Genomic DNA, 24,693 nt, shown 5'->3' on the forward strand with positions numbered 1-24,693 from the left:
AATCTGTTTTCAGTGGCTGAAAAACTATTTTGATAACTTTGTAAAGACCATGGAAATAGTTTTAATACTTTGTTCCAGCTGCTCTTCCGGAAGTGCTCCGTAGCTTAATCTGAAACCATTAACGGGATGATGGCTATATTGCTTAGGATGAATGATTTTAATATTTTTTTCCAGTAATAATGCGGTAACTGTATCCCAATCGAGTTTTGCTTTTGGTACGATCCAAAAAGCAAGGCCTCCTTCGGGTAATACAAAATCAGCAACTTCTTTCATATATTGGGTTAAAAGCTCATAGACAAAGTCTCTCTTATTTTTGTAGTGAATGGTTGCTTTTTTAATATGTTTTTTTACCGCCCCCTCCTTGATGAGCTGAAGAACGGCATGCTCCATAATTACGTCCCCATGTACATCAATAATCTTTCTCAGATTTCCTATTTTTTCTAATAATTTTTGATCTTTGGTCGCAAGATAGCCAATTCTTAAAGCAGGTGCTACCACTTTACTTAACGTCCCAATATAAACATAATTATTCAGCTCAGGAAAACTTGAGAGAGGAAGAATGGGACGATATCCGAAATGAAATTCATTATCATAATCATCTTCAATAATGGTGATATTATACTGATTGGATAGCTCTACCAGCCTAAGTCTTCGTGCCAAACTGAGAGTGACTGTTGTAGGATACTGTCTGTGGGGAGTAATATAAATTGCTTTTATATTTTTATTTTGGTTCAAAAGTTTTTCGACAGATTCAATACAAATCCCTTCTTTATCTACAGGTGCAGGCACAAGTTGGGCCCCCGCATATTCGAAAGCCTGCCATGCCGGTTTATAGCCGGGATCTTCTACAATAATGTAATCATCAGGGGCTAATAAACTCTGAGCAGTAAGAAACATAGCCATCTGGCTTCCTCTGGTGATAGAAATTTCATTTTCATCAATTTGCATTCCCCTTTGATGGTTGAGCATTTTGGAAATCATTTTCCGGAATTCCGTTTCTCCATGTTCATTTCCGTATCCCATCATCTGCCACTTTGCTTTTATACTGAAAATCTGTCTGTAAGCTCTGGCAAGTTCGTTTACAGGTGCAATTTTACTGTCCGGATGCCCATCATCAAAATTAATTATGGCTCCATGTTGCTGGACTCCCCGGTCTGACTGAACAGGGGTTTTTTCTTTCCTTTTTTCATTTAAAACATGGAGCTTGTCAGAGATAAAAATTCCTTTCCGTTCCTTAGAAATCACCCATTCTTCATTGATCAGTACCTGATATGCTTCCACAACCGTATTTCTATTGATTTTTAGTGTTGCTGCCATATTTCGGCTGCCGGGAAGTGCATCACCTGCTTTTAACCGGCCAGAGCGTATATCTGTTATAATACTGTCAGCAATCTGCAAATAAACTGCTTTGTCAAGATTTTTATCTATTTCCAATTCTAATTTCCAAGGTCGAAGCATCTGGACTATCTATTTATGTGAAAACTGAGTCATTTAAACAGTCCAAATATAAGATAATTTTGTCATGCAATAAAGCACAAAACAATTAATTTTAAAACATCATGGACAAAAAAGATTTCAGTTCAAAAGATTTTCACGAAACATTTGCAAGACCAAAGTATGTAAAGCCAAGCCACTTAATCCATAAGAATGTAGAGAATGCAGGGGAGCATAATCAGTTTTCTACAGAAAGAAAGCATCCTGTCTTCTTTGTGGATCTTCCGAGTAAAAATGTAAGCATGACGATTGGCGGATTGCTTCCGGGGCAGCAAACCAACAGACACCGTCATACGTATGAGACGGTACTTTATGTGATTGAAGGAAAAGGATGGACAGAAGTAGAAGATGAAAGAGTATACTGGGAAGCGGGTGATGCAGTTTATATTCCTTCATGGGCATGGCACAGGCATCAAAACCTCAGCGATACAGAATCAGCCAAATATCTGGCATGTGAAAACGCACCCCAGCTGCAGAATCTTGGCGTAGCCTTGAGAGAAGAAGAGGGGAGAGACCTGTAAATCATTAAGAATAGGTAAAGTTTAAGCAGATTAAAGAGAACTAAGCTTATTTTAAATAAAAGGCGAATCAAATACTATTTAATCATGGTGAAAATCTTCTGAAAAAAACACAATACAGATAATGAAGATTTTTAAAAAATTAAAAAAGACTGATTGTTTTCTTTACGCTTAAACTTTTCTTAATGATTAATAAGAAATAAACATCTTTAATTTTAAAACATATAAAACATGAAAAATGTTCCATTTAAAGGAATAATCGCTTATCCTATCACTCCTTTTGACCGGAATGAAAAGGTAGATATTCCTCTCTTTAAAAAATTGGTAGAAAGACTCATTGTTTCCGGAAGCCACGGGATTGCACCATTGGGAAGTACAGGGGTAATGCCTTATCTGTCTGATGATGAAAAGGAAGCAATTACGGAAGCAGCGGTACAACAGACGGGCGGAAGGGTTCCTACGCTGGTGGGAGTATCAAATCTTACCACTGAAAAGACTATTCATCATGCTCAATTTGCTGAAAAAGCCGGTGCTGATGCTGTTATGATCATTCCTATGAGTTACTGGAAGCTTACTGATGATGAAATTGTTACCCATTATGATGCTGTTGCAAGTAAAATTTCGATTCCTATTATGGCTTATAACAATCCGGCAACCAGTGGAGTGGATATGTCTCCGGCTCTTCTTAAAAGACTTTTGGAGATTCCAAATGTTACTATGATCAAGGAAAGCACGGGAGATATCCAGAGAATGCATTATTTACGAAAAGAACTGGGTGAAGAAACAGCTTTCTATAATGGTTCCAATCCGCTGGCACTCGCAGCATTTACTGCGGGCGCAAGAGGATGGTGTACAGCAGCTCCCAATTTGATTCCGGAACTAAATATCGATCTGTATAGGGCTATTGAAGAAGGGAATCTGGAGAAAGCAAAAGATGTATTCTACAGACAGTTTGACCTTTTGAAATTTATTGTCAATAAAGGTCTGCCAAGAGCTGTTAAGGCAGGTTTAAACATCTTAGGAGAAGAGGGCGGAAATTTAAGAAGTCCGTTAAAACCTCTTACTGAAAAGGAAACAGAAGAACTTAAAACAATTCTTAATACGATTAACAGTTAAAGTAGATCTTATGAAAAAGCCAATTTTTTATCACGCAGGATGTTCAGTCTGTGTAAGTGCAGAACACGATATTATCAACCTTATCGGGGCCGGAAATATAGAGGTTGTACATTTGGGAAATGACAGAAACAGAATTCAGGATGCGGAAAAAGCCGGCGTAAAATCTGTACCAGCTTTGGTAACGCCAAACGGAAATGTTCTGCATATCAATTTCGGAGCATCAATGGAGGAGGTGAAAAAATAAAAAGATTCTAAAATCAGTGATCAGGATTCTGAATCCTATGTTTTTTATTGCCAATATTTTATGTTGTAAAAAGATGGATCGGGAAACCCCGATCCATCTTTTGCTTTATACAATTGCGTTTCCTTCTACGCCGTCAGAGTTATTTGTTTTATGACCTACAATAGCAGAGGCTACAAAGTTGAAAAGACTGACCAGTTTTCCTGCTTTAGTATCCCAGTAGTACGTTTCTTTGGGCTCTACACGAATGATTGTAACGTTGGGATCATCTTTTCCGTCAAACCATGCTTTTGCAAGAGGAGACCATTTTTCTTCTATGGTTGCTTTATCTTTATAGACAGAGGCTTTACCGTAAACTGAAAGATATTGGGCATCACTATTATTCATAAAAAACAACTGTACTCTGCGGTCTTCCTTTATTTCAAAATTTTTATTGCTGGTTCCGCTGCTGATAAACCAGAGATTGCCGCTGTCATCAGTTTCCTGTAGTGTCATAGGGCGGGAATTGACAGGCACTGTTTCTAATTCTGTACAAAACATACATATTTTTGCACTTTCAGAGAGTTCCTTGATCTTTTTGATCGCTTCCAGATGGGTGAGATTTTGTGTTGACATATTATATTATTTTAAGTGATTTGGAATTTAGAGTAATGAAGAAATAAATTATTTCAACTTACAGGATAGAGTTCAAAAATCTAACCAAAAAAAAAAAACCAATTTATATTCATAAATAAAGCTTTTCCAGATCATTTTTTACTGTTGGTAAAATGATTTTAAAGGCAGGTAAATTATAATTAAAGCTTAAAAAAGGCAGACGCTCATTAGAAATAATTACTTTTGCTGATAAGAATTTATGTTTACAAACTTTAAAAGATTCAATACAGTCTGATGGAAAACTATGCAGTCATATTAGTAATCATGGCCTTAATGATCGGATTATCAGGACTAGCCGGAAAAATAAAAATTCCGGTACCTATGCTTCTTTTAATTGCAGGTATTATGATAGGTTTTGTTCCTGCAATGCCTGAAATAGAAATCAATCCTGAAATTATTATGCTGTTGTTCCTGCCTCCGCTGCTGTATGATGCGGCTTTTAATATTTCTTTTCAGCAGTTTAAGACCAATCTGAATACCATTGGAACATTAGCCATAGGACTTGTATTTCTGACTACAGCCGGTATTGCGGTCATTGCCTATTATTTAATTCCGGGGATGACATGGCCTCTGGCCTTTGTTCTTGGCTCTATTCTTTCCGCTACTGATGCTGTAGCCGCAGTGGGGGTTACGAAAGGACTTGGGCTTTCGCACAGAACAATAACTATACTGGAAGGGGAGAGCCTCATCAATGATGCTTCTGCTTTGGTTGCCTATCGCTTTGCCATAGCAGCTGTTACAGGGATCAGTTTTGTAACCTGGAAGGCTTCGCTTGAGTTTTTTATGGTTTTAGGAGGTGGTTTTTTGATTGGCTGGATTATTTTTAAAGCTTTATCCCTTACCATCGGTTTTTTTCGAAAAGATGCGATGGTAGTTAACAGCTTAATTCTTTTAATGCCCTTCGTTACTTACCTTATCGCAGAACATTTTGAGGTATCAGGAGTTATTGCCGTTGTCGTATTGGGGCTGGGAATGTCCAGACTCAGCAGAAATAAGTTTCCGGATCATGTGAAAGAACAGTCCAGAAATTTTTGGGATATTATTATTTTTCTGCTTAATGGCCTGATCTTTTTGTTAATAGGTCTTGAATTTCCGATTATCCTGAAAAAAATCCCTCATATTCAGGTATGGACTTATGCAGGATATGCTCTGGTAATTGTTCTGGTCACTTTACTGATAAGGATGGCAAGAGTGTATCTGCAGCAGTTTAATCTTCAGAAAGCATTTCAGGGTAAAAGAAAAATCAGTGAAGAAGCATTATTCGACTCCAAAACCAGTTTTATTATTACCTGGTCGGGAATGCGTGGTATTGTCTCATTAGCGATTGCTTTGGGGATCCCTGTGACGTTAAATAGCGGTGAATCTTTTCCTCTGCGAAGCGAAATTATTTTTTTATCGATAGCGGTTGTATTAATATCACTTTTAGGGCAAGGACTTACTTTGCCGTGGATCATAAAAAAGCTTAAATTGTAGTTATGCAGATCGCTCCTCCCAAGCCACTGGCAAGTTATATAAAACATTATATCTTTTTAAAAAATCCAGAAGATATAAACAAAAATCTGCGGTTATTTGCTGATGGTAATACAGGTCTTATCATTTCACCGGATATAAGTATGTATAACGGACAGAATAAGAACCTGCCATTATCTTTTTTCTATGGACAGCCTACACAGTATAAAGATCTGAGTACAAAAGGACGGTTTTCTTTACTGGCAGTTGTATTTCAGCCTTATTTTTTTAATCTTCTTTTCGGTGTTGCAGCCAAAGACATCAAAAATGAAATTATCTCAGCTTCAGATATTGTAAAGGATGAGCTTCTTCCATTCCAGGAAGGTCTTTATAATAACGAAGATCCCCAATCCATCATATCGGCATTGAATCATTATTTCATGGAGCTTATTTCGGCCAGAAACAATCCGGAATTGTGGCTTATTAAAGTTCAGCAGTATATACTCCTGAAACGGGGTGTCTTGTCTCTGAAAGAACTGGAATATTTTACAGGGTATTCTGAACGGCATATTGAACGCAAGTTTGAAGACCATATCGGGCTGTCTCCTAAGAAATACAGCACCATCATCAGACTTCATCATTTTTTAAGCCTGATGAAGAATAATCCAAATCAAAAAAATATAACCAGTCTTTCCTATGAAGCAGGTTATGCTGATCAGTCCCACCTGATCCGGGAATTTAAAAATACCATCGGACTCACTCCGGGGCAGTATCTTAAAACAGAAAATAAGCTGGCTGTCAATTTTATAGAGATTCCGTTTACATAGCAGATGTCGGTTTTATACAATTTCCAAATAGAACTGATGGATAGCTTTGCAGAAAAAAAGATGAACAATCTCAAAATTTCAACCGCACAATTTGAAAATAAAAGCGGAGACAAAGAATACAACCTTTCAGTGATAGAGAAACTGGCATCCGAAGCCGCGGCGAAAGGTTCACAGGTTATTGCTTTTCACGAATGTTCCATTACCGGATATACTTTTGCCAGAAAACTTTCCAGAGAACAACTGCTTGATATTGCTGAACTTATCCCTGAAGGAAAAAGCATTCAGAAGCTGCAGCAGATTGCTGATACCAATAATATCACAATACTGGCAGGTCTTTTTGAAAAAGATGAAAATAATAATCTGTTCAAAGCTTATGTATGTGTTGATAAAAGCGGTCTGAAAGCCAAGTACCGAAAGCTGCATCCATTTATCAATACCCATCTGACTCCAGGAAATCAATATTGTGTTTTTGATATTCACGGCTGGAAATGCGGCATCCTTATCTGCTATGATAATAATATCGTTGAAAATGTAAGAGCTACAAAACTTCTTGGTGCTGATATTATCTTCATGCCTCATGTTACAATGTGTACTCCTTCAACCAGACCCGGAGCAGGTTTTGTAGATCCTGAGCTTTGGCAAAACAGAGAAAAAGATCCTACCTCCTTACGTCTGGAATTTAACGGAATGAAAGGACGGGACTGGCTGATGAAGTGGCTGCCGGCAAGAGCTTACGATAACGGAATTTATGTGGTTTTCTCAAATCCTGTAGGAATGGATGATGATCAGCTGAAAAACGGATGTTCCATGATTATTGATCCGTTTGGCGATGTCATTGCAGAATGCCGTTCTTTCGATGACAGTTTTGAAACGGTTACTATTTCCGGTGAAAAGCTTATTCAGTCGGGGGGAAGCAGGTATGTAAAAGCAAGAAGACCGGAGCTCTACAGAGATATCATTGGTATGGATCATGATTCTGAGCAAAAGGTAGTCTGGATGAAAGACAATACGATTTAGCCTGATTTTCATTAAAGAGTAAGGACACTGGCTGGAAAAGGGATAATTGTTTTCAGTAATTCCCAGATCCGGCCTTCCTTATTTTATAATTTCCTGAAGATCACTCCATGCACCTCCGTTATATACATGTTTAAAACCTCTGTCTTTCAGAATACTTTCAGCTTTTACACTGCGTAACCCGTGCGAACAGACCGTGATATAAGTTTTATCAGGATCAAGTTCCGTATATCTTTCCCTTATAGTTCCCAGTGAAATATTAACTGAACTTTCGATATGGCCCATATTATATTCTTTTTCTGTCCTTACATCAAGAATGATGGCACCTTTCTCAATAAGCTGGTTCAAGCCATCATCTAATGTCTGATATTTATATAGGCGGTAAATAACATAAACGCTGAGAACTATTCCGCAAAAGATCAATACGTTTTTCATAATCTGCTGAGAATTTTTTTATCAATATAAAATGTTCCGAAAGGAATGAAACAGGCTAAAATCACTTTCCAGGTAGTTTCTTTAAATTTCCATTGCTGCTCAACGCCCACACTTAAAGTATTAAACAGGAAAAGCAGAAATAAAGTTCCGTGAACCGGGCCCATCATCTTTACCATGGCAGGGTTTCCCAGCCAGTATTTCATTGGAACAGCTACCAATACAAGAGTAAGAAGAGAGATCCCTTCCAGAATAGCCAGAATTCTCAGGCGTCCGATTTTTGTTTTTAATAAATGTGTCATAATTATCTGAAATAAGGTCTGTTTACAAAAGGAGAGAAAGGCCATGGAATTGCTATAAAGATAACAGCCAGCGCGGCTGCGAACCAGATAAGCATCGTTTTGAATTTTTCAGGGTCTGTGCTTTTTCTTTTGGACAAAGCGGAACCAATGGTTAGTGTAACAACAGCCGAGATCATAAGTACGATATGAATCAATCCAAAGAACAGTAGGTCCGGAGATTCTTTCGCTTCACTGAAATTCTTCCAAAAATACTTAACAACAGGACTTTTAATGTAGAGAATGATCCCTAAGATCAATTGAATATGAGCAACTGTTGCAGTCCAGTGACGCACAGAATCATCCGTTTTTGAAAATGTTTTGTGATAAAAGCAGCCTCTGTAAGCTCTCCATAAAGCGTAGATCATGCTTAACAAAACCACCCACCGGAATGTGGAGTGCAAAAATGTAAGGGTCTGGTACATTGTTCATTTTTTGAATGCACCAAAGATATATAAAAAACATACTAATTAGTATGTTTTTGTGCAAAAAATTATTCCAATGATTGAAAATAAGACTTAAGTCCTTTTAAATAAATAAGATAAACTGATTTTGAATTCTCCAGTTTTCCTAAATTGCGTACGCCCCAATAGCCGGACATTACAAATACAGCAATTTCTTTGGCATTCACATTCTGTTTTACGGTACCTTCTTTTTTACCATTTTCAATGCAGTTGATCATAGCATTTTCCCAGCGTGAGGAGAGTGCATTCAGTGCTTTTGTGAAATCTGTATGCCAGGGAGCCATTTCCTGTGTAAAATTGGAAGTCGGACAGCCGTACTCAACCTTCAAAAGATCATTTTCCATTAAAATACCATATACCATCTTGTAAATAGTTTCCAATGGATGATCACTGTTTTCAAGCGGTTCAATAAAAGTACTTTTAAAGTTATTTTTCAGAAGTTCATTGATGATTGCCAGACCCATCTCATCCTTGGTTTTAAAATGATAATAGAAAGCACCTTTTGTAACCTGCGTAGTGGCAATAATCTCATCTATACTGGTGGTCTGATAACCTTTTGCGTAGATGAGTTCAAAGGCTTTCTGAAGGATGTTCAGTCGGGTTACTTCTGATTTTTTCATTAGGATTCTTTGGCTTTTTGCAAAGGAACGGATTTTTTATGTAAAATGACAAACTATCATTATTATGATATATTGCTACAATTTAAATAATTTTTATAATATATTATTTCGTCGGAAATTTGCACTGTCAACATCAATAAAATTACAATACAATGAATTTCCAAAAAGAAATACAGATCAGCCCGGCCTCAAAAAGCCTCAAAAATAAAGGTCTTCCTGCTGCATTATGGGCACTTACTATAAGTGCATTTGCCATAGGAACAACGGAATTTGTGATCGTGGGACTTCTTCCCACAGTTGCAGCAGACCTGGGTATCACGATCCCTTCAGCAGGCTTATTGGTAAGTCTCTATGCAATAGGGGTAGCGATTGGAGCACCGATTTTAACAGCCTTAACAGGTAAAATTCCCCGCAAACAACTTTTGGTTTCAATCATGCTGTTATTTGTAATCGGAAATGGACTTGCCTCTGTTGCTCCCGGTTTTATAACCCTGATACTGGCCAGAATACTGACAGGATTTGCACATGGGGTTTATTTTTCTATAGGTTCTACCATTGCAGCATCACTGGTTCCTGAGGAAAAAAGAGCAACTGCTATCTCTATTATGTTTGCCGGGCTTACCCTGGCGATTGTAACAGGAGTGCCATTGGGAACTTTTATAGGACAGCATTTCGGATGGAGAGCAACCTTCATAGGTGTTTCTATTCTTGGAATAATCGGATTGGCCGCCAGCCTGCTGCTCGTTCCAAATAATTTAAAGAATGGCAAAACAGCTTCTTTAAAAAGCCAGTTTAAAGTATTGGCTAATAAACGATTGATTTTCGCCTTTTTAATGACTGCTATGGGATATGGGGGAACATTTGTGGTATTCACCTACTTATCACCTGTTTTACAGGAAATAACAGGATTTCAGGAGACTACAGTAACTTTTATACTGCTCATCTATGGAGTGGCAATTGCTTTGGGAAATCTGATTGGGGGTAAAGTTGCCAATAAAAATCCATTAAGAGCACTTTTGTGGATGTTTGCAGCTCAGGCATTAGTATTACTGGCGTTCTATTTTACAGTAAGCAGTCCGTTACTAAGTATCATTACTCTTTTCTTTCTGGGAGCTTTATCTTTTGCAAGTGTTCCGGGGCTGCAGCTTTTGGTAGTACAGATCGCTGAGAAAGAACTTCCGGGAACCGAAGATGTAGCATCAGGAATTAATATTGCCGCATTCAATATTGGTATTGCTATCGGATCTTATGCAGGAGGGATTATTGTGACTTCAGCCCTGGGACTGGAAAGTACACCATGGATAGGCGCATTATTTCTGGTTGTTACCGTATTTATAACGCTGTACAGCATCCGTTTAAGCAGAAAGAAATAATGACCTTTCTTTTTTGCAATGATTTATTCTTTCAGCCACTAATTCAAAAAGAAAAAGAAGTGATCTCACTTTTGGGGATAACTTCTTTAATTTTAAGGCAAACGTCGATAGAGTATCTTATTCTCCGGTTAAGTATTTGTTTTCGGAAGTGCTTCTATATTTCATAGATATCAGTATCCGTAAAAACAAAAAATGTGCTCTTTTTCGGCAGATTTTTGGTATCCAATCCTGTAAATTCACTAAAAGCAGGTAATAATAATTGATGATCAGTAAGAGCAAAGCAGGGGAGTCTTATTTTACTTACAGCTGAGTTTAAAACTATTCCAGGATGAATATGTCCGGTAATCTGAAACTCTGATTTTGTTTTCTCAAAATCATGAATGAAAGTAAACTTATCCATTTCCAGGGAAGCTGTTCTCAAATTTAAACAAAGCTTTTTCTCCAGCGATTTTGAAATGCGGTCATGATTTCCTTCTATCAGATAAAATTCTATTTCAGGATATTGATTTCTCCACCTGCAGAACTCATCCACATCAGAATTGTCGCCTGCATGCAGCAAATCTCCAACCACAATGAATTTGTCGGGATGAAAGTATTCAATCAATGCCGACAACCTTTCCAGATCACTTTTCATGATGTGATTGGCAAGTGCGATTCCGTTTTTCCGAAAATGCGCTGTTTTTCCGATATGAAGATCAGAAAGGACTAATGCTTTTTCTTTTTCAAGGAATGCAGCCCGCTGATTGGTGAGAATGAAAGTCTCCTTTTGGACGGTAATTTTTTTGGTGGCTATAAACACTGATAATAAGATGAAGTTAAAAAATATGAATGGTATTGAAATTTGTTTTTTATGCTAATAAACTAAATATTTTTCAAAAAGAATCAGTTTCCTTTTCTGCTGCAATGAAATTTTTCATCAAAGATATAGGTCAGGGGAACTCCGGTAGCGATTTCCCTTTCTAGAATTTCATCCGGAGAAAGATGTTCCAAATACATAATCAGCGCCCGGAGACTGTTTCCGTGGGCGACGATTAATACATTCTTTCCCTTTTTCAAAACCGGTAAAATTTGACTTTCATAATAGGGAATAACCCTGTTGTAGGTGTCTTTAAGGCTTTCTCCTCCCGGCGGGACCACATCATATGATCTGCGCCAGATATAAACCTGTTCATCACCATATTTCAGGGCAGTTTCAGCTTTGTTGAGCCCTTCAAGATCTCCATAAGAGCGCTCATTCAGGGCTTTATCAATAATGATTGGAATGTTTCTCTTTCCCATTTCATCAAGAATAATAGTGAGAGTATGCTGTGCCCTGATCAGAGCAGAAGTAAAAGCAATATCTATAATTTCTCCTTTCAGTGCAATTCCTGCTTTTTTTGCCTCTTCAATCCCAACTTCCGTAATATCTATATCTTGCCATCCTGTAAATCGGTTTTCCAGATTCCAGAGTGACTGTCCGTGACGGACTAAGAATAATTTTGCCATTTGTATATTGTATTTAACCTTCAGAGAAGATACTCTAAGTTACGATGATTATTAAACTTTTCAAAGGATTTTAACTATAAAATACGGAAACATTCCAGACGATTGTCGCCAATCGGATGAGTAATTATTATTTTGATGACAGGTTTGGGATAAAGCTCTTTTGAAATGAATATTTATTCTTCTTCTGATTTATTTTTAAGCTAAAACAATACCTCTTTCAGATAGATCATTTTCAACCTTCAACTTCGCATTTCCCCCTTTTCCCTACAGTTTCAGCATTCTTTTAATTCTCGCATCCAGCCCTTCACTGGAAAGGGTTTGACGTAGGCTGTCTACTTTTATAGGAAAGCTTAACGGAGTGAAAGAACGGGAACGTTTTAAAATAATTTCAGATTTTTCAATTCTTTTAAAGGCTTCCACGAGTCTCTGTTCCTGAAGCTGCATATTAAAAACTTCAGTATAGGCCTGCTTGATGAGGAAATGATTGGAGTCATAGTCTTCCAGCACTTTAAAAATAAGTCCTGCGGAGCTTTGTAAAGATTTATTTGATCTCTGTTTGCCTGCATAGTTTTGGATTACCATTCCTGAGATAACAGCTATATCCCTGAATTTTCTTCTTGCCATTTCTGCAGAATTAATACTTGCTATCACGTCATTCATAAGATTATCTCTGCTTAATATCTGCTGGAGATTGTCTTCATTGAGTGGAATTTCCTTATCGCTGAAGAGCTCAAATCCATAGTCATTCATTGCCATAGAAAAAGAGATGGGAGCAAGTTTTGAAACCCGGTAAGCAATCAATGCTGCCATTACTTCATGCACCAGACGGCCTTCAAAAGGATACATAAACAAATGATAGCCTTCACGGTTTCTGATCATCTCTACCAGAAATTCATCTTCTTTTGGAATATGGGAGTTTTCTTCCTGATTGATCAACAGCGGATGAAGGAATTTCAATTCTTTTTCTGAAGCTTTAGGATTTAATGCATGGGACAGTTTTTCTCTTAGAAAATGCCCTAGATTTGAGCTTAGGGGCAGTCTGCCACCGAGATAACTTGGTACGAGAGCTTTTCCTTTTGCAGCCCTCACATAAACTGTCATATCCTTGATCATTGCTACTTCAAGCGTGCGTCCTGCAAGAATAAACTTTTCTTCCTTTTTCAGTTTTGAGATAAAGTATTCTTCAATCATTCCGACATAACCACCGGAAATGAATTTTACTTTCAGCATTGCATCACTTACAATGACTCCCATATTCATACGGTGGAGCATTGCAATTTTCCGTGAGGTTACTTTGTACAAGCCGTCTTCCAAAATGACAATTTTATGGAATTCTTCATAGTTTTTTAAAACGCTTCCGCCGATGGTGAGAAACTCAAGAATTCCCCGCCACTCTTCATCCATTATCTCCTGAAAAGCATATACTTTTTTTATCCTCTCATAGACCTCATCCGGGTAGAAACCATCACCCACAGCAAGCGTCATCAGAAACTGAACCAGTACATCAAAACATAAAACCTGAGGTTCTCTGGGTTCTACAACATTTTGTTTCACAGCCTCTTTTAAAGCTGAAACCTCTATAAGTTCGAGGGAATGGGTAGGTACACAATAAATTTTGGATGTTTCAAAAGGCGAGTGCCCGCTACGTCCTGCCCGCTGAAGGAATCTGGCAACTCCTTTTGCCGAACCAATCTGAATAACAGTATCAACAGGTTTGAAATCGATTCCCAAATCCAGTGATGAGGTTGAGACGACGGCTTTTAATTTTCCCGAACTCAAATTTTCTTCGATCCAGATTCTTAAATGGGCATCAATAGAACTGTGGTGGATGGCAATTTGCCCCGCAAAATCAGGATAAGCATCCAGTAATAGCTGATACCACATCTCACTCTGGCTTCTGGTATTGGTGAAGACAATTGTAGATCTGGAATCAAGGATGATCGGAACAACTTTATCCGCCAGTTTGTTTCCCAGATGTCCCGCCCAGGGTAATATCTCAATTTCATTGGGGAAAACAGGAATGATATCTATTTTTTTATGTTCTTTGGCGGTAATTTTTACTTTTTTAATGTCATACGGAATCAGAACTTCCATTGCCTCATCCAGATTACCGATGGTTGCGGTAATACCCCAGATTTTAATCTTCGGAATATATTTTCTGAGTTGTGATATTCCCAGTTCTACCATTACCCCTCGTTTTGAGCCTAAAAGTTCGTGCCATTCATCAACAACGACACATTTAATATCACGGAAAAAAGTTTCATTATTCTTCTGAGCCAAAAGAAGGTGTAGGCTTTCTGGGGTGACGACAAGAATTTCCGGCATTTTTTTTATCTGCTGTTGTCTTACTTTCGGATCAGTATCTCCGTTTCTTACCCCCACAGCCCAATCAAGCCCGATTTCGTCAATGGCTTCCTGCATTGCTTTGGCAATATCTTTAGACAAAGACCGAAGTGGAGTGATCCAAATCATTTTCAGCCCCTTTTTATAGTTTTCCGGATGGTTCAGGAAATCTGAAATCAAACCCAGAAAAACAGAATAAGTTTTCCCAAATCCCGTAGGCGCTACAACCATTCCGCTATAGCCGTTACCAAACTTCCACCATGTATCAATCTGGAATTTAAAAGGGGATATGCCTTTATCCTTCATCCATTGCTGAATGATCTTAAATCCGTCGGTATGTTCAAAGGCTGCCAAATTATTGTATTAATTTTTTGATTTCTTCTAAATGGTCAATTTCATCCACGGTTTTGTCTTTCCGCCATCGTACAATTCTTGGAAAACGCAGTGCTACACCACTTTTATGCCGGTTACTGAAACCTATTCCTTCAAAGGCTATTTCAAAAACAAGTTCTGCCTTTACCGTTCGCACAGGCCCGAATTTCTCAATGGCATTTTTGTTTACAAATCTGCTTACTTCCATAATCTCTTTATCTGTTAATCCGGAGTATGCTTTGGCAATAGTTACCAGCGTATCCCCATTTTTAACGGCAAAAGTATAATCCGTATAGTAAGCACTCCTTCGGCCGCTTCCTTTTTGTGCATAGATCAAAACAGCATCAATAGTGAATGGATTGATTTTCCATTTCCACCAGTCTCCCTTCTTCCGTCCGGAGTGGTAGGGGGAGTTTTTTTGTTTAAGCATCAGCCCTTCACTGTTGACGTCCCTTGAATGGTCTCTGATGAGGTTCAGCTCTTCCCATTTTTCAAAACCTATACTTTGGGAAAGTCTGATGTTCTCAGGGTTCTGATTTAATAATAATTCTTCAAGCATGGCCCTTCTTCCTGAAATAGGTTTTTCTCTGAGATCATTATTTTCAAATTCCAGCAGATCATAAGCAAATACTTCGATCGGGATTTCGGAAAGCATTTTCTTAGTTAAAGTTTTCCTGTTTAATCTTTTTTGTAATTCGTTAAAATTTAAAACCTTACCTTCCTTTACCGCAAGTATTTCTCCATCTAAAACGAAATTCCCTTTCATTGCTTTAATGGTGTCAGCGATTTCAGGAAACTGTTCTGTAACAAGCTCTTCTCCTCTTGACCAAATGAAGACTTCATCATTTCTGCGGATAATCTGACCGCGTATTCCATCCCATTTATATTCTACCAGCCATTCATCCGGTTCTCCAAGTTCTTCAGTCTTTTTTTCCAGAGGATAGGCAAGGCAGAAAGGATACGGTTTGGAATTGTCCGGGTTTATATTTTCAGCTGAAATGAGTTCCTGAAAAGAAGCTTCAGCCGGCTGCCATTTCCCCATCAGGCTGTGCATGAGTGTGCTGGATTCCTGTCCGGAAAATTTTGTCAGGGCATTGATTAATGTTTTATCGGAAACACCAATCCGGAAGCTTCCGCCAATTAATTTATTGAAAATCAATCGTTCTGTGTAATCCAGGCCGTTCCATGAATTGAGTACGAATTCTTTTTTTTCAGTCTCTGTTTTATCTTTTAAATTGACAATATCATTCATCCATTGTGATAAAGTACGTTCAATTTTCTCTTGAGGTGGCGGAAGAATCAATGAGAGGGTTTCTCCAAGATCGCCTACAGAAGAATAGCTCTCCTGAAACAGCCAAAACGGAATACCGGTGATTTCCAGTGCCCACTCTTTCATATAATTGGTATTGACATTTCTTTTGGGCCTTTTTCCTGTAAACAGAGCAATGAACCATACTTTATCTTCATCCGGAGCACGTTCCAGATAATCGATAATGGCCTCAATTTTTGCGTTGGTTTTATTGGTGGTTTCCAAGGCGTTGATTAAGTCTGCAAAATGTCTCATAGCCCTTTGTTTTCAATGGTTTCCTTTTCTGTCTCTTCGTCATCTTCACCAAACAGGGTTTCCACAACATCTGCCCGGACTCCGATTTCATTAAGGTATTTTGAAAATACTTCCGTCTGCCCATGGGTAACATGTACAATCTCTGCCTCAGTAGCTTTTACAGTTTGTAATAAGCCTTTCCAGTCTGCATGGTCGCTCATGGCAAATCCAGCATCTGCGCTCCGCCACCGTCTGGCGCCACGAACCTGCATCCAGCCGGAGCATAGGGCTGTTGCGGGATCTGGAATCTTTTTAATGATGTTACTGTCTAACAGAGCTGGCGGAACAATTACAATTTCATGCTCCATTTCTTTAGGGCGTTCTCTGAAATCAGCAATCGTATACTCCGGAAGGTTGATCCCCACGGTTTCGAAAGCTTCATTTAGTTTTCCTATGGAATAATGAACATATATTTTCCCCAATCCTTCAACTGCTTTCATAATACGCTGAGCTTTACCAAGAGAATATCCGATAAACACAGAAGTTTTATTATTTTCCTGATTTTTCAGTACCCAGTTCTGAAGCTTTTGATTGAGTTCAGGAACTTCCAGCCAATTGTAAATAGGCAGCCCAAAGGTACTCTCAGTTACAAATTCATTACATTTTATAAGCTCGAAAGGAGTACTCAGACCATCGTCCTGAATTTTATAATCCCCCGAAATTACGGTTACATACCCTTTATATTCCAGCCTTACCTGTGCTGAACCAATAATATGCCCAGCAGGATGAAGGGAAAGTTTGACTCCATTGATCATCAAAGCTTCACCATATCCAATACTCTGACATTCTATATCAGCCCCAATTCTTTGGTAGAGAATAGGCTTTGTAAAATGATGACAAAGGTATTTTTTCATTCCCCAGCGCGCGTGATCGGCATGTCCGTGGGTAATGACAGCCATATCAACGGGCCTCCATGGATCTATATAGAATTTTCCCTGCGGACAGTAAATTCCTTTTTTGGTAAATGTGATTAATTTCAATGGTGTGATTGGTTTGTAGGATAAGCTTCAAAAACTTAACCAAATTAGAATAATGAGTTGAAATTTTCACTAAAAATTAGTGTTTTTTTGGTTCAAAAACGGCAGAAGCACCAAGTTTTCATTCTTTATTCTATGTTTAAAGCGCAGGAAAGTTCAAATACCATGAAAATAAATATCTGACATAAAAAAAACAGGCTGCTTCTCCTGGAAACAACCTGCTCTATTATTTTTCATTAAGTACATCACTTACAAAATCAATCCATTGATAAACAGGAATTGTTTTGTCTATAAAGTAATCCGGCTGAATACCTTTTTCGTCTATCGCCATATCCGGGATTCGGAAGCTTTTGGAGAGACTGTATCCCATTTTAAATTCGTTGCAGGGAGAGTTGACAAAGTACATATTTGAAATATCCAGTACTCCAGCTGTAGTAGTCCCGAAAAGTTTCACTTTTTTACTTTGCTTTGCTGCAAGTAAAAATTCTTCAGCTGTACTTCCGTTGCCGTTATTGATGATAATTCCTATATTTTTTGGAAAAGGAAGAACTTTATCTAATTTGTTTATACTTACCGGACTGCCGTCACCCTGTATTGTGATAAACTTGCCCAGATTGGCATTTAGCTTATCATAAGCCTTTTTTAGATATTCTTTTTCTTCAATTGGAATTCCATACTTCTCATAGTTTTCATATAAATCAAGCATTCTCTGGTTATTCAGTTTGGTAGAATACATTTGTGTTCTTATACTTCTAATAGGATTGGTATAGAGATAAGGAATGATTTTGGCAAAACTGTTATCACTTCCCCCGCCATTATTTCGGATATCTATTATAAGATTTTCTGTGCTTTCTATTTTTGCTTTATTTGTGGTAATTACACTGTCTATCTGCTTTTTTATGGCACCATTGAATGAGGGTATTCTTAAAAGAAGGGTATTTTTATTAAGTTCTTTTAAAAACGGACCCTGAGCCTGCATAGCTTCATAATACGTTTCAATTCCTTCTTCACGTTCAAATACCGGGGAAACTCTTTTTAAGGTAAAATCTCCGACTTCAAGATAATTTTTTCCGATCAATTCAATATGGTTTATGTTCTGACCAGATTTGTCTCTTAAATAATAAATACCTTTTGTTTTGTCAGCATTTATCGTGAATTTTAATTCGCCTGGCTTCCAATTGTCAGCACTGGATTTAATAATAAAACCTTTGTAAGTATCACCGAGCTTTTTAACTCCTATGGTATAAGGATTAGCTTCCCATATACCTTCAATGTCAGAACTCTTTTTAGACTGAACTTCTTTTTTAAACTTTTCAAGATCTATTTTTACAAGCTCTGTTTGAGGCTGTTGTCTGGGAGAGGGTTGGGTTTGCGGGGTTTTATTGTCAATTCTTGATATTGAAAGGTGTCCGGATCTGAAGAACTTCATCCAGTCATAGATAGTCTGCGTACATTCAGCATCTGATTTTACATTTTTTATCCTATTCAGAAAATCGGTATTATGCGCCTGGTATGCTGAATTACCTTTTTTATCAATGACGTATTGAAATCCTGCATCATTTTCCTCGAAGGTTTGTTTTACCCATTGAAAATTACTTTCACATGTACAGTTTTGGGCAAAGCCAAAAGCAGAAGACGCTATGAAAACTAAAAAAAAGGTTTTAATTTTAATCATGGTTTAGTTTTTACTTATAAATATTTTGAAGGTTACAAATCTAACAATAAATAAAGTTTAATCTTCGCTATGAAAAAAAATGATAAATAAAGTAAGCTTTTGAGCAATAAAAAATGAACTTCTTACCAATACTGATCCTCCGGAATTCTTTGAAATTTGTATCATCATTTTAAAAAAAATACAATGAACAAAACAATTCTGATCACAGGCGCCGCAAGCGGATTCGGAAAAATTGCCGCATTTGATCTTGCCAAAAAAGGACATAAAGTAATTGCCACCACACAGGTTTTTCCTCAGATGAGTGATTTGATCCGTGAAGCGAAAGAGCTGGATATAGACCTGACAGTTGATAAACTTGACGTAATGAATCCAAGGGATATTGCTTATATACTGAACAAATATGATATTGATATTTTAATAAGCAATGCAGGCATTATGGAAGGCGGCCCTGTTGCCGAGCAGCCTGTAGATATTATCCGTTCCATGTTTGAAGTGAATGTTTTCGGTGCATTGGAACTTGCTCAGGGGTTCATCAAAAAGTTTGTTGAAAAAAAGAGTGGTAAAATTGTCTTCACCTCATCAATGGGAGGTTTATGGACTGTTCCTTACGTGGCCGCTTATTGCGCTTCAAAACACGCTTTGGAATCAATTGCTGAGGGATTAAAAACAGAACTCGCTCCATTTAATATCAAAATAGCGACCTGCAATCCGGGTGTTTTTGGAACAGGTTTCAATGACAGGGGAGTAGATTCCATATTCCGTTGGTATAATCCGAAGGTAAATTTCACGCCTGAATCAGCTTTTGATGCAGCAGCGGAATCTCTTGCGCATCAGCTGGATCCGCAGTCAATGGCACAGGTTATTGTGAATGTAGCTTTGGATGATGACAGTAATTTCAGAAATGTACATCCTAAAGATACTGAAGATTTTGTAAAACAGCTTCAGGCTGATGCCTGGACAGTAAAAAGCTAATAGAATGGAAATGAGTTATAAACTTGCTGAAAAAGTACTTTCTGCAGCTCAAGAAAAGGCTAAGGCGTTCAACATTCCTGTAAGTATTGCGATTGTAGATACGGGAGGACATCTTATGAGCTTCGCAAGGCTGGATAGCGTCTATGGTGTGGTTGATTTTGCTGTTAAAAAAGCGAAAACTGCTGTTATGTTTGGAATTGACAGTGAGATAATGGGAGATATTATTTCAGGTGCTGGCCCTCAAAGCTATGGAATGCTGAATTCGAATAACGGACTTCTAACCATTGCCGGAGGTGTTGTTATAAAGAATAAAAATGGAAAAGTAATAGGCGCTATAGGTTCATCCGGAGGAACTCCTGAACAGGATAAAGAAATTGCTGTGACAGGAGCATCTGTTATAGCTTAAATTTCAGATATTTGTATAATGGAAAAAACGTCTGAGATCATATTTGATAAACTGGCTTATTCATGTTCCTTTGAATCTTACCGTGGACATGAGGAGTTTATTCCTGACCATTTTCTGGGATTTCAGATATCAGGGGAAACACATGCTTTTCATGAGCAGGGCAAAACTGTGATAAAAGAGAATACCGTAGTTCTTGTACGGAAAAACCAGCTGATCCGAACAATAAAGCATCCTTCGAAAACTCAAAAATACCAGTTTGTATCTATTACTCTTGACGATGAAACTCTCAGACGGTATGCAGCAGAAAATAAAATAGGAATAGCAACTCCTTTTCCTGATTATAAAAGGCTTTTTTTTGAACCGGACGAGTTTTTTAAGAGCTATTTTGCCTCGCTTGTACCCTATATCAACAAAACAGAAAGTATACCACCCAGGCTGGCTGTTTTAAAAGTAAAAGAAGCCATAGAACTTCTTTTGCTGAGTAATCCTGATCTTAAAAACCTTCTTTTTGATTTTTCTCAGGCACATAAGATTGATATTGAGGAATTCATGAACAAAAACTTCATGTTTAATGTTTCCGTAGACACTTTTGCCCGGCTTACAGGACGCAGTCTTTCCGGTTTTAAAAGAGATTTTGACAAATCATTTCAAAAGAGCCCGAAGCAATGGCTGAAAGAAAAACGATTAAAGGAAGCTTATTATTTAATAAAAAATAAAGACAAAAAGCCTTCGGATATCTATCTTGATCTGGGATTTGAGAATTTGTCACATTTTTATTCTTCTTTTAAAAAACAGTTTGGTGTAACCACTACAGAAGTTTAGTCAGGTGATAACAGGAAATAATAAGACACAAAATTACAGCCATAAGAAAATTAAAAATTTAAGATATCTTTTATTAACCACGAATGCACGAATTTTATTTGATTCGTGCATTCGCGGTAATTATAAATCTTTCGAAGATTAAGCATATTCGAGAAATTCTTAAGTAAATATACTCTGATAGATGATATTCTACCTGTAAGAAAAACGGTATGCTTTATCCTGTTTAAGGAATCATTTTTTCAGCTTTCAGTCTTTCAAATACTTCTATAAAAGAATCTTCAGTGCTTTTGAATGCTGAAAAGCCTAATTTTCTGCTTCCGGACATATCACACATCACTTCCAGAGGTCTTCCAAGATCAAGATCCGTATGCCAGGCTGAAGATAAGCGGTCAATATTTTGCTCATTCAGACTATATTTTTTAGCTATTTCTTTCCAAATCTGATGATCATTTTCCAGCTCTTTTTCCAGGGGTCTTATTGTATTTTCAAAACCTTCAGATTCAATTCCAAACCAGTCTGCCAGCCTTTTCCAGAGCCATTTCCATCTGAAAACATCTCCATTGGTAATATTGAAGGCCTGGTTTTTTGCAGAATCAGTACTAGCTGCCCATACCAGCTGTTTGGCCAATATTTTCGCATCTGTTACATCAGAAATGCCATTCCATTGAGCTTCAGATCCGGGCCATATCAACTTTCGTCCGGTTTCTTTACATATACTTGCATAGACTGCTAAAGTGGTTCCGATATTCATCAGATTCCCAACGGCATAGCCTACAACCGTATGCGGTCTGTGGATGCTCCATGTAAAACCATCTCTTTCAGAAGCTTTATAAACTTCATCTTCCTGAGCGTAATAGAAATTGGGAAGAGGAAGTCTTGGATGTTCTTCACGCACTGGGGTTTCAGGAAGGATACCATTTTTAGCATAAGCCTCAAAAGGCCCAAGATAATGCTTAAGCCCTGTTACCAAGGCAACGTGCTGAACTGATTTTTTTTCTGATAAGACATTCAGCAGATTTCTGACTAGTGAACTGTTGACCCGGATGTTTTCCTCTTCAGTGTCATTTCGCATCCATGTTGTAAAATAAACATGCGTAGGAGAGATTCCTTCCAATGCTTCCGTAAGGTTTTGCTCATCCATCAGGTCTGCCTTAATGGGGCGAAGATTTGGAATATTGTTATTCGGATTTCTGGACAGTCCATAGGTAGTCCAGCCCTGTGCGATTAATTCGTCTGCAAGATTACTTCCAGTAATTCCGGTAGCGCCTACTACCAATGCAATATTTTCCATAAGTATTGTTGTAAAATTTCTTAACAAAATTATGGCTGATATCACGCTTTTGCACTTGATCTGAATCATGCATTTGACTTGATCTGGATCAAGTATTATTCAGGGAAATCTTCTTACGTATTCTGCTTATCGTTTCCGGAGCCAGCCCAAGATAAGAGGCAATAAGGTTGTGTGGAACCCTTTTGATCATTTCAGGGTTTTTCTGTGCCAGCTGAAGGTACTTTTCTTCGGCCGTATAGCTGTTGGAAACTATTAGCCGGTAGTCTTTCGTGACAAGGCTGTTTTGATACAAAATCCTGAAATACCGGTCCATTACAGGGATTTCTGACAGCATTTTATCATAATCTTGCAATGTGATCATCAATATCTCCGTTTCCTCTACCGCATCGATATTCAGAACCGCTTTTTCCTGATGAATAAAGCTGTTGAAATCGGATATCCACCAGCCTTCAAAGGCAAACATATTGATATGTTCATTTCCTTTTTCATCCGAAAAATAGGATTTGAGTAATCCTCTACTTACAAAAGACAAACATTTGCAGATATCTCCCTCCTGAAGCAGATATTGTTTTTTTTTAAGCTTTTTAAAAGTAAAGAAAGACCGCAGCTGTTTTTTCTGATCTTCGGTTATATCAACCTTATTCTGAATATGGGAAAGAAGGACGTCTAACATCAGATAAATATTTCATCAAAAATAAGACTTTGAAGACTATTGTTCAAAATCATAAAGATTAATCCCGGTTTCTTCATTTTTAGCCTTTACCATTCTTGTATTAAGAGGATAGAAAATAAATTCTGCAGCGCCCTGAATCCTGGCTTCCAAAAGATGACCTGCCAGTGCGGTATAATCTTCTCTGCCTAAAGTAATGTGAAGATGAAGCATTATTTTTCCTTCTATTTCTGATACATTTCCGGAAATATTGGTTACTTCCATCTGTTCTTTAAACGTTTTATCAACATAATTTTTAGTGGAAGGATTAAAAAAACGAAGGGTCGCTTCACTCACAGCACCAATTCCGGTAACTTCTCCTGCCTCAATTTTTTGATTCTGGACGAAGTCTGTTAAGGTTTCTACAATATGGGAATGATTTTTAATACTTACAATATAAATATGATCCACTTTTCTTGCCGACCAATGATTTCCTTTAAGGTTTTGTACATTCATAATACTAAAAAATTAAATGATTGTTGAGTCAAATAAAAGCTTTTAATGATCTTCGTTTTAAAGACTTTATATTTGAAAAAATGAGTCATAAAAATGCTGACAAAAGCATCAGTTCTCATCCTTTCTTATTCGAATGCAATAATTATGCTTTGCCTGCCTGTTTAAGAAAAAAAACTGATCATTTGCTTTGAAATTTATTGGCTGTAAGACCTGAAAACCGATAAAAAATCCTGAAATTTGCAGCAAAATAAAAAATCAATGAAGATCGTAGACCTTGAAAAATGGAACAGAAAGGAGCATTTTGAATTTTTTTCAGGAATGGCAAGCCCATACTTTGGATTTACAACAGAAGTAGACTGTACTAAAGCTTATGATACAGCAAAAAGTAAAGGGTATTCATTCTTTGCCTATTATTTTTACAAATCTATGGTTGCTGTTAATACCGTTGATGAATTAAAATTAAGAATTATTGACGGACAGGTTGTTCAGTTTGATACCGTTCATGCTGGAAGTACGATTGGCAGACCAGACGGGACTTTTGGATTTTCATTTACCCGTTTCTCAGAAGATTTTGAGACCTTTAATGCCGCTCTGCAGGAAGAAATAAAAGGAGTACATGAAACTTCAGGACTTCGCATAAGCAATGAAAGACTGGGAAAAGACCATGTAAGACATACCACCATTCCATGGAATTCTTTCAGTGCCATTCTGCATCCTACAGACTTTAATACGGGTGAATCTATACCGAAGATTGCTTTTGGAAAATTCAATATTCGTGAAGGTAAAAAATATCTTCCTGTTTCTGTTGAAGCCCATCACGGATTAGCAGATGGAATCCATCTTGCGAAATATATGGAAGAATTTCAGAGACAGCTTGATCTGGAGTAATATTTTTGGTTTTAATGTTGGAAAATTTGAAAATTTTAAGTTCGATAGGAGTGAAGGGGTGGTAAGAAGCCAATATCAAGGATAAAAACATATCATATTCATTTTCAATTCTCAGCTTTCAATTCAATAATTATAAAAGGTAGAACAGCCATCC

Annotated in this window: 26 protein-coding genes; 11 read left to right on the top strand and 15 right to left on the bottom strand. The window is 37.6% G+C overall.

Annotated elements, in window-relative coordinates; all coding sequences use genetic code 11:
* Positions 1–24: 24 nt before the first annotated feature.
* Positions 25–1,458, bottom strand: coding sequence for a MocR-like pyridoxine biosynthesis transcription factor PdxR (pdxR, locus tag AC27VX_RS03885; protein WP_488693950.1), 1,434 nt, complete (start codon positions 1,456–1,458; stop codon positions 25–27).
* Between the two features lie 101 nt (positions 1,459–1,559).
* Between pdxR and AC27VX_RS03890 the strand changes: the two genes are divergently transcribed.
* From AC27VX_RS03890 to AC27VX_RS03900, 3 genes are all read left to right on the top strand, one after another.
* Positions 1,560–2,015, top strand: coding sequence for a cupin domain-containing protein (locus AC27VX_RS03890; RefSeq protein ID WP_236859278.1), 456 nt, complete (start codon positions 1,560–1,562; stop codon positions 2,013–2,015).
* Between the two features lie 228 nt (positions 2,016–2,243).
* Complete coding sequence (locus AC27VX_RS03895) at positions 2,244–3,128, top strand: dihydrodipicolinate synthase family protein (protein ID WP_488693952.1); 885 nt, start codon at positions 2,244–2,246, stop codon at positions 3,126–3,128.
* 10 nt (positions 3,129–3,138) lie between these two features.
* On the top strand, positions 3,139–3,372 hold the full coding sequence (locus AC27VX_RS03900) for a thioredoxin family protein (protein WP_488693954.1): 234 nt from the start codon (positions 3,139–3,141) through the stop codon (positions 3,370–3,372).
* A gap of 105 nt (positions 3,373–3,477) precedes the next feature.
* Here the strand turns inward: AC27VX_RS03900 and AC27VX_RS03905 are convergent, their stop codons facing one another.
* Positions 3,478–3,984: a pyridoxamine 5'-phosphate oxidase family protein gene (locus AC27VX_RS03905; RefSeq protein WP_236859281.1), complete on the bottom strand. Its 507-nt coding sequence runs from the start codon at positions 3,982–3,984 to the stop codon at positions 3,478–3,480.
* Positions 3,985–4,257: 273 nt separating this feature from the next.
* Between AC27VX_RS03905 and AC27VX_RS03910 the strand changes: the two genes are divergently transcribed.
* From AC27VX_RS03910 to AC27VX_RS03920, 3 genes are read left to right on the top strand one after another with little or no spacing between them, the layout of a single operon-like run.
* Complete coding sequence (locus AC27VX_RS03910; RefSeq protein WP_236859282.1) at positions 4,258–5,496, top strand: Na+/H+ antiporter; 1,239 nt, start codon at positions 4,258–4,260, stop codon at positions 5,494–5,496.
* 2 nt (positions 5,497–5,498) lie between these two features.
* Positions 5,499–6,299, top strand: coding sequence for an AraC family transcriptional regulator (locus AC27VX_RS03915; protein ID WP_488693957.1), 801 nt, complete (start codon positions 5,499–5,501; stop codon positions 6,297–6,299).
* 60 nt (positions 6,300–6,359) lie between these two features.
* Complete coding sequence (locus AC27VX_RS03920) at positions 6,360–7,316, top strand: nitrilase family protein (protein ID WP_236859284.1); 957 nt, start codon at positions 6,360–6,362, stop codon at positions 7,314–7,316.
* Positions 7,317–7,394: 78 nt separating this feature from the next.
* Here the strand turns inward: AC27VX_RS03920 and AC27VX_RS03925 are convergent, their stop codons facing one another.
* The 4 genes from AC27VX_RS03925 to AC27VX_RS03940 all read right to left on the bottom strand — a co-directional run bounded on the left by AC27VX_RS03925 (position 7,395) and on the right by AC27VX_RS03940 (position 9,167).
* Positions 7,395–7,748 carry a rhodanese-like domain-containing protein gene (locus AC27VX_RS03925; RefSeq protein WP_488693959.1) on the bottom strand — a complete coding sequence of 118 codons (354 nt, stop codon included), beginning with the start codon at positions 7,746–7,748 and terminating at the stop codon, positions 7,395–7,397.
* A complete protein-coding gene (locus AC27VX_RS03930; RefSeq protein ID WP_236859286.1) occupies positions 7,745–8,047 on the bottom strand; it encodes a DUF3817 domain-containing protein in 303 nt (100 codons plus the stop codon). The genes AC27VX_RS03925 and AC27VX_RS03930 overlap by 4 nt, the downstream gene beginning before the upstream one ends.
* 2 nt (positions 8,048–8,049) lie before the next feature.
* Positions 8,050–8,508: a hypothetical protein gene (locus AC27VX_RS03935; RefSeq protein WP_300691209.1), complete on the bottom strand. Its 459-nt coding sequence runs from the start codon at positions 8,506–8,508 to the stop codon at positions 8,050–8,052.
* Between the two features lie 68 nt (positions 8,509–8,576).
* Entirely contained in the window at positions 8,577–9,167 is a 591-nt protein-coding gene (locus AC27VX_RS03940; protein ID WP_236859288.1) for a TetR/AcrR family transcriptional regulator, read from the bottom strand.
* A 152-nt stretch (positions 9,168–9,319) separates the two neighbouring features.
* On the opposite strand from AC27VX_RS03940, the gene AC27VX_RS03945 reads away from it, so the two are divergent.
* Complete coding sequence (locus AC27VX_RS03945; protein ID WP_236859289.1) at positions 9,320–10,540, top strand: MFS transporter; 1,221 nt, start codon at positions 9,320–9,322, stop codon at positions 10,538–10,540.
* 154 nt (positions 10,541–10,694) lie between these two features.
* Here the strand turns inward: AC27VX_RS03945 and pdeM are convergent, their stop codons facing one another.
* From pdeM to AC27VX_RS03975, 6 genes are all read right to left on the bottom strand, one after another.
* Positions 10,695–11,339, bottom strand: coding sequence for a ligase-associated DNA damage response endonuclease PdeM (gene pdeM / locus AC27VX_RS03950; protein WP_236859290.1), 645 nt, complete (start codon positions 11,337–11,339; stop codon positions 10,695–10,697).
* Between the two features lie 83 nt (positions 11,340–11,422).
* Positions 11,423–12,025, bottom strand: a complete 603-nt coding sequence (locus tag AC27VX_RS03955; RefSeq protein ID WP_236859291.1) for a 2,3-bisphosphoglycerate-dependent phosphoglycerate mutase — start codon at positions 12,023–12,025, stop codon at positions 11,423–11,425.
* A 264-nt stretch (positions 12,026–12,289) separates the two neighbouring features.
* Positions 12,290–14,722 (bottom strand): ligase-associated DNA damage response DEXH box helicase, encoded by a 2,433-nt coding sequence (locus AC27VX_RS03960; RefSeq protein ID WP_488693963.1) that lies wholly within the window; start codon positions 14,720–14,722, stop codon positions 12,290–12,292.
* A gap of 1 nt (position 14,723) precedes the next feature.
* Positions 14,724–16,304, bottom strand: coding sequence for an ATP-dependent DNA ligase (locus AC27VX_RS03965; protein WP_488693965.1), 1,581 nt, complete (start codon positions 16,302–16,304; stop codon positions 14,724–14,726).
* Positions 16,301–17,323 carry a ligase-associated DNA damage response exonuclease gene (locus tag AC27VX_RS03970; protein ID WP_236859293.1) on the bottom strand — a complete coding sequence of 341 codons (1,023 nt, stop codon included), beginning with the start codon at positions 17,321–17,323 and terminating at the stop codon, positions 16,301–16,303. The genes AC27VX_RS03965 and AC27VX_RS03970 overlap by 4 nt, the downstream gene beginning before the upstream one ends.
* A 223-nt stretch (positions 17,324–17,546) precedes the next feature.
* Positions 17,547–18,995: a S41 family peptidase gene (locus tag AC27VX_RS03975; RefSeq protein WP_488693967.1), complete on the bottom strand. Its 1,449-nt coding sequence runs from the start codon at positions 18,993–18,995 to the stop codon at positions 17,547–17,549.
* Between the two features lie 183 nt (positions 18,996–19,178).
* On the opposite strand from AC27VX_RS03975, the gene AC27VX_RS03980 reads away from it, so the two are divergent.
* From AC27VX_RS03980 to AC27VX_RS03990, 3 genes are read left to right on the top strand one after another with little or no spacing between them, the layout of a single operon-like run.
* Positions 19,179–19,967, top strand: a complete 789-nt coding sequence (locus AC27VX_RS03980) for an SDR family oxidoreductase (protein WP_236859295.1) — start codon at positions 19,179–19,181, stop codon at positions 19,965–19,967.
* 4 nt (positions 19,968–19,971) lie between these two features.
* Positions 19,972–20,373: a GlcG/HbpS family heme-binding protein gene (locus tag AC27VX_RS03985; RefSeq protein WP_488693969.1), complete on the top strand. Its 402-nt coding sequence runs from the start codon at positions 19,972–19,974 to the stop codon at positions 20,371–20,373.
* An 18-nt stretch (positions 20,374–20,391) separates the two neighbouring features.
* Positions 20,392–21,195 carry a helix-turn-helix domain-containing protein gene (locus AC27VX_RS03990; protein WP_300691232.1) on the top strand — a complete coding sequence of 268 codons (804 nt, stop codon included), beginning with the start codon at positions 20,392–20,394 and terminating at the stop codon, positions 21,193–21,195.
* A 223-nt stretch (positions 21,196–21,418) separates the two neighbouring features.
* Here AC27VX_RS03990 and AC27VX_RS03995 read toward each other — a convergent pair whose 3' ends face one another.
* The 3 genes from AC27VX_RS03995 to AC27VX_RS04005 all read right to left on the bottom strand — a co-directional run bounded on the left by AC27VX_RS03995 (position 21,419) and on the right by AC27VX_RS04005 (position 23,651).
* Positions 21,419–22,486, bottom strand: coding sequence for an SDR family oxidoreductase (locus AC27VX_RS03995; RefSeq protein ID WP_488693971.1), 1,068 nt, complete (start codon positions 22,484–22,486; stop codon positions 21,419–21,421).
* A gap of 88 nt (positions 22,487–22,574) precedes the next feature.
* Positions 22,575–23,159, bottom strand: coding sequence for a Crp/Fnr family transcriptional regulator (locus AC27VX_RS04000; RefSeq protein ID WP_236859299.1), 585 nt, complete (start codon positions 23,157–23,159; stop codon positions 22,575–22,577).
* Between the two features lie 36 nt (positions 23,160–23,195).
* Positions 23,196–23,651, bottom strand: a complete 456-nt coding sequence (locus AC27VX_RS04005) for a PPC domain-containing DNA-binding protein (protein WP_488693974.1) — start codon at positions 23,649–23,651, stop codon at positions 23,196–23,198.
* A gap of 258 nt (positions 23,652–23,909) precedes the next feature.
* On the opposite strand from AC27VX_RS04005, the gene AC27VX_RS04010 reads away from it, so the two are divergent.
* Complete coding sequence (locus AC27VX_RS04010) at positions 23,910–24,539, top strand: chloramphenicol acetyltransferase (RefSeq protein WP_236859301.1); 630 nt, start codon at positions 23,910–23,912, stop codon at positions 24,537–24,539.
* Positions 24,540–24,693 lie beyond the last annotated feature (154 nt).

Source organism: Chryseobacterium sp. 14P4.3.2 (genome assembly GCF_057799275.1).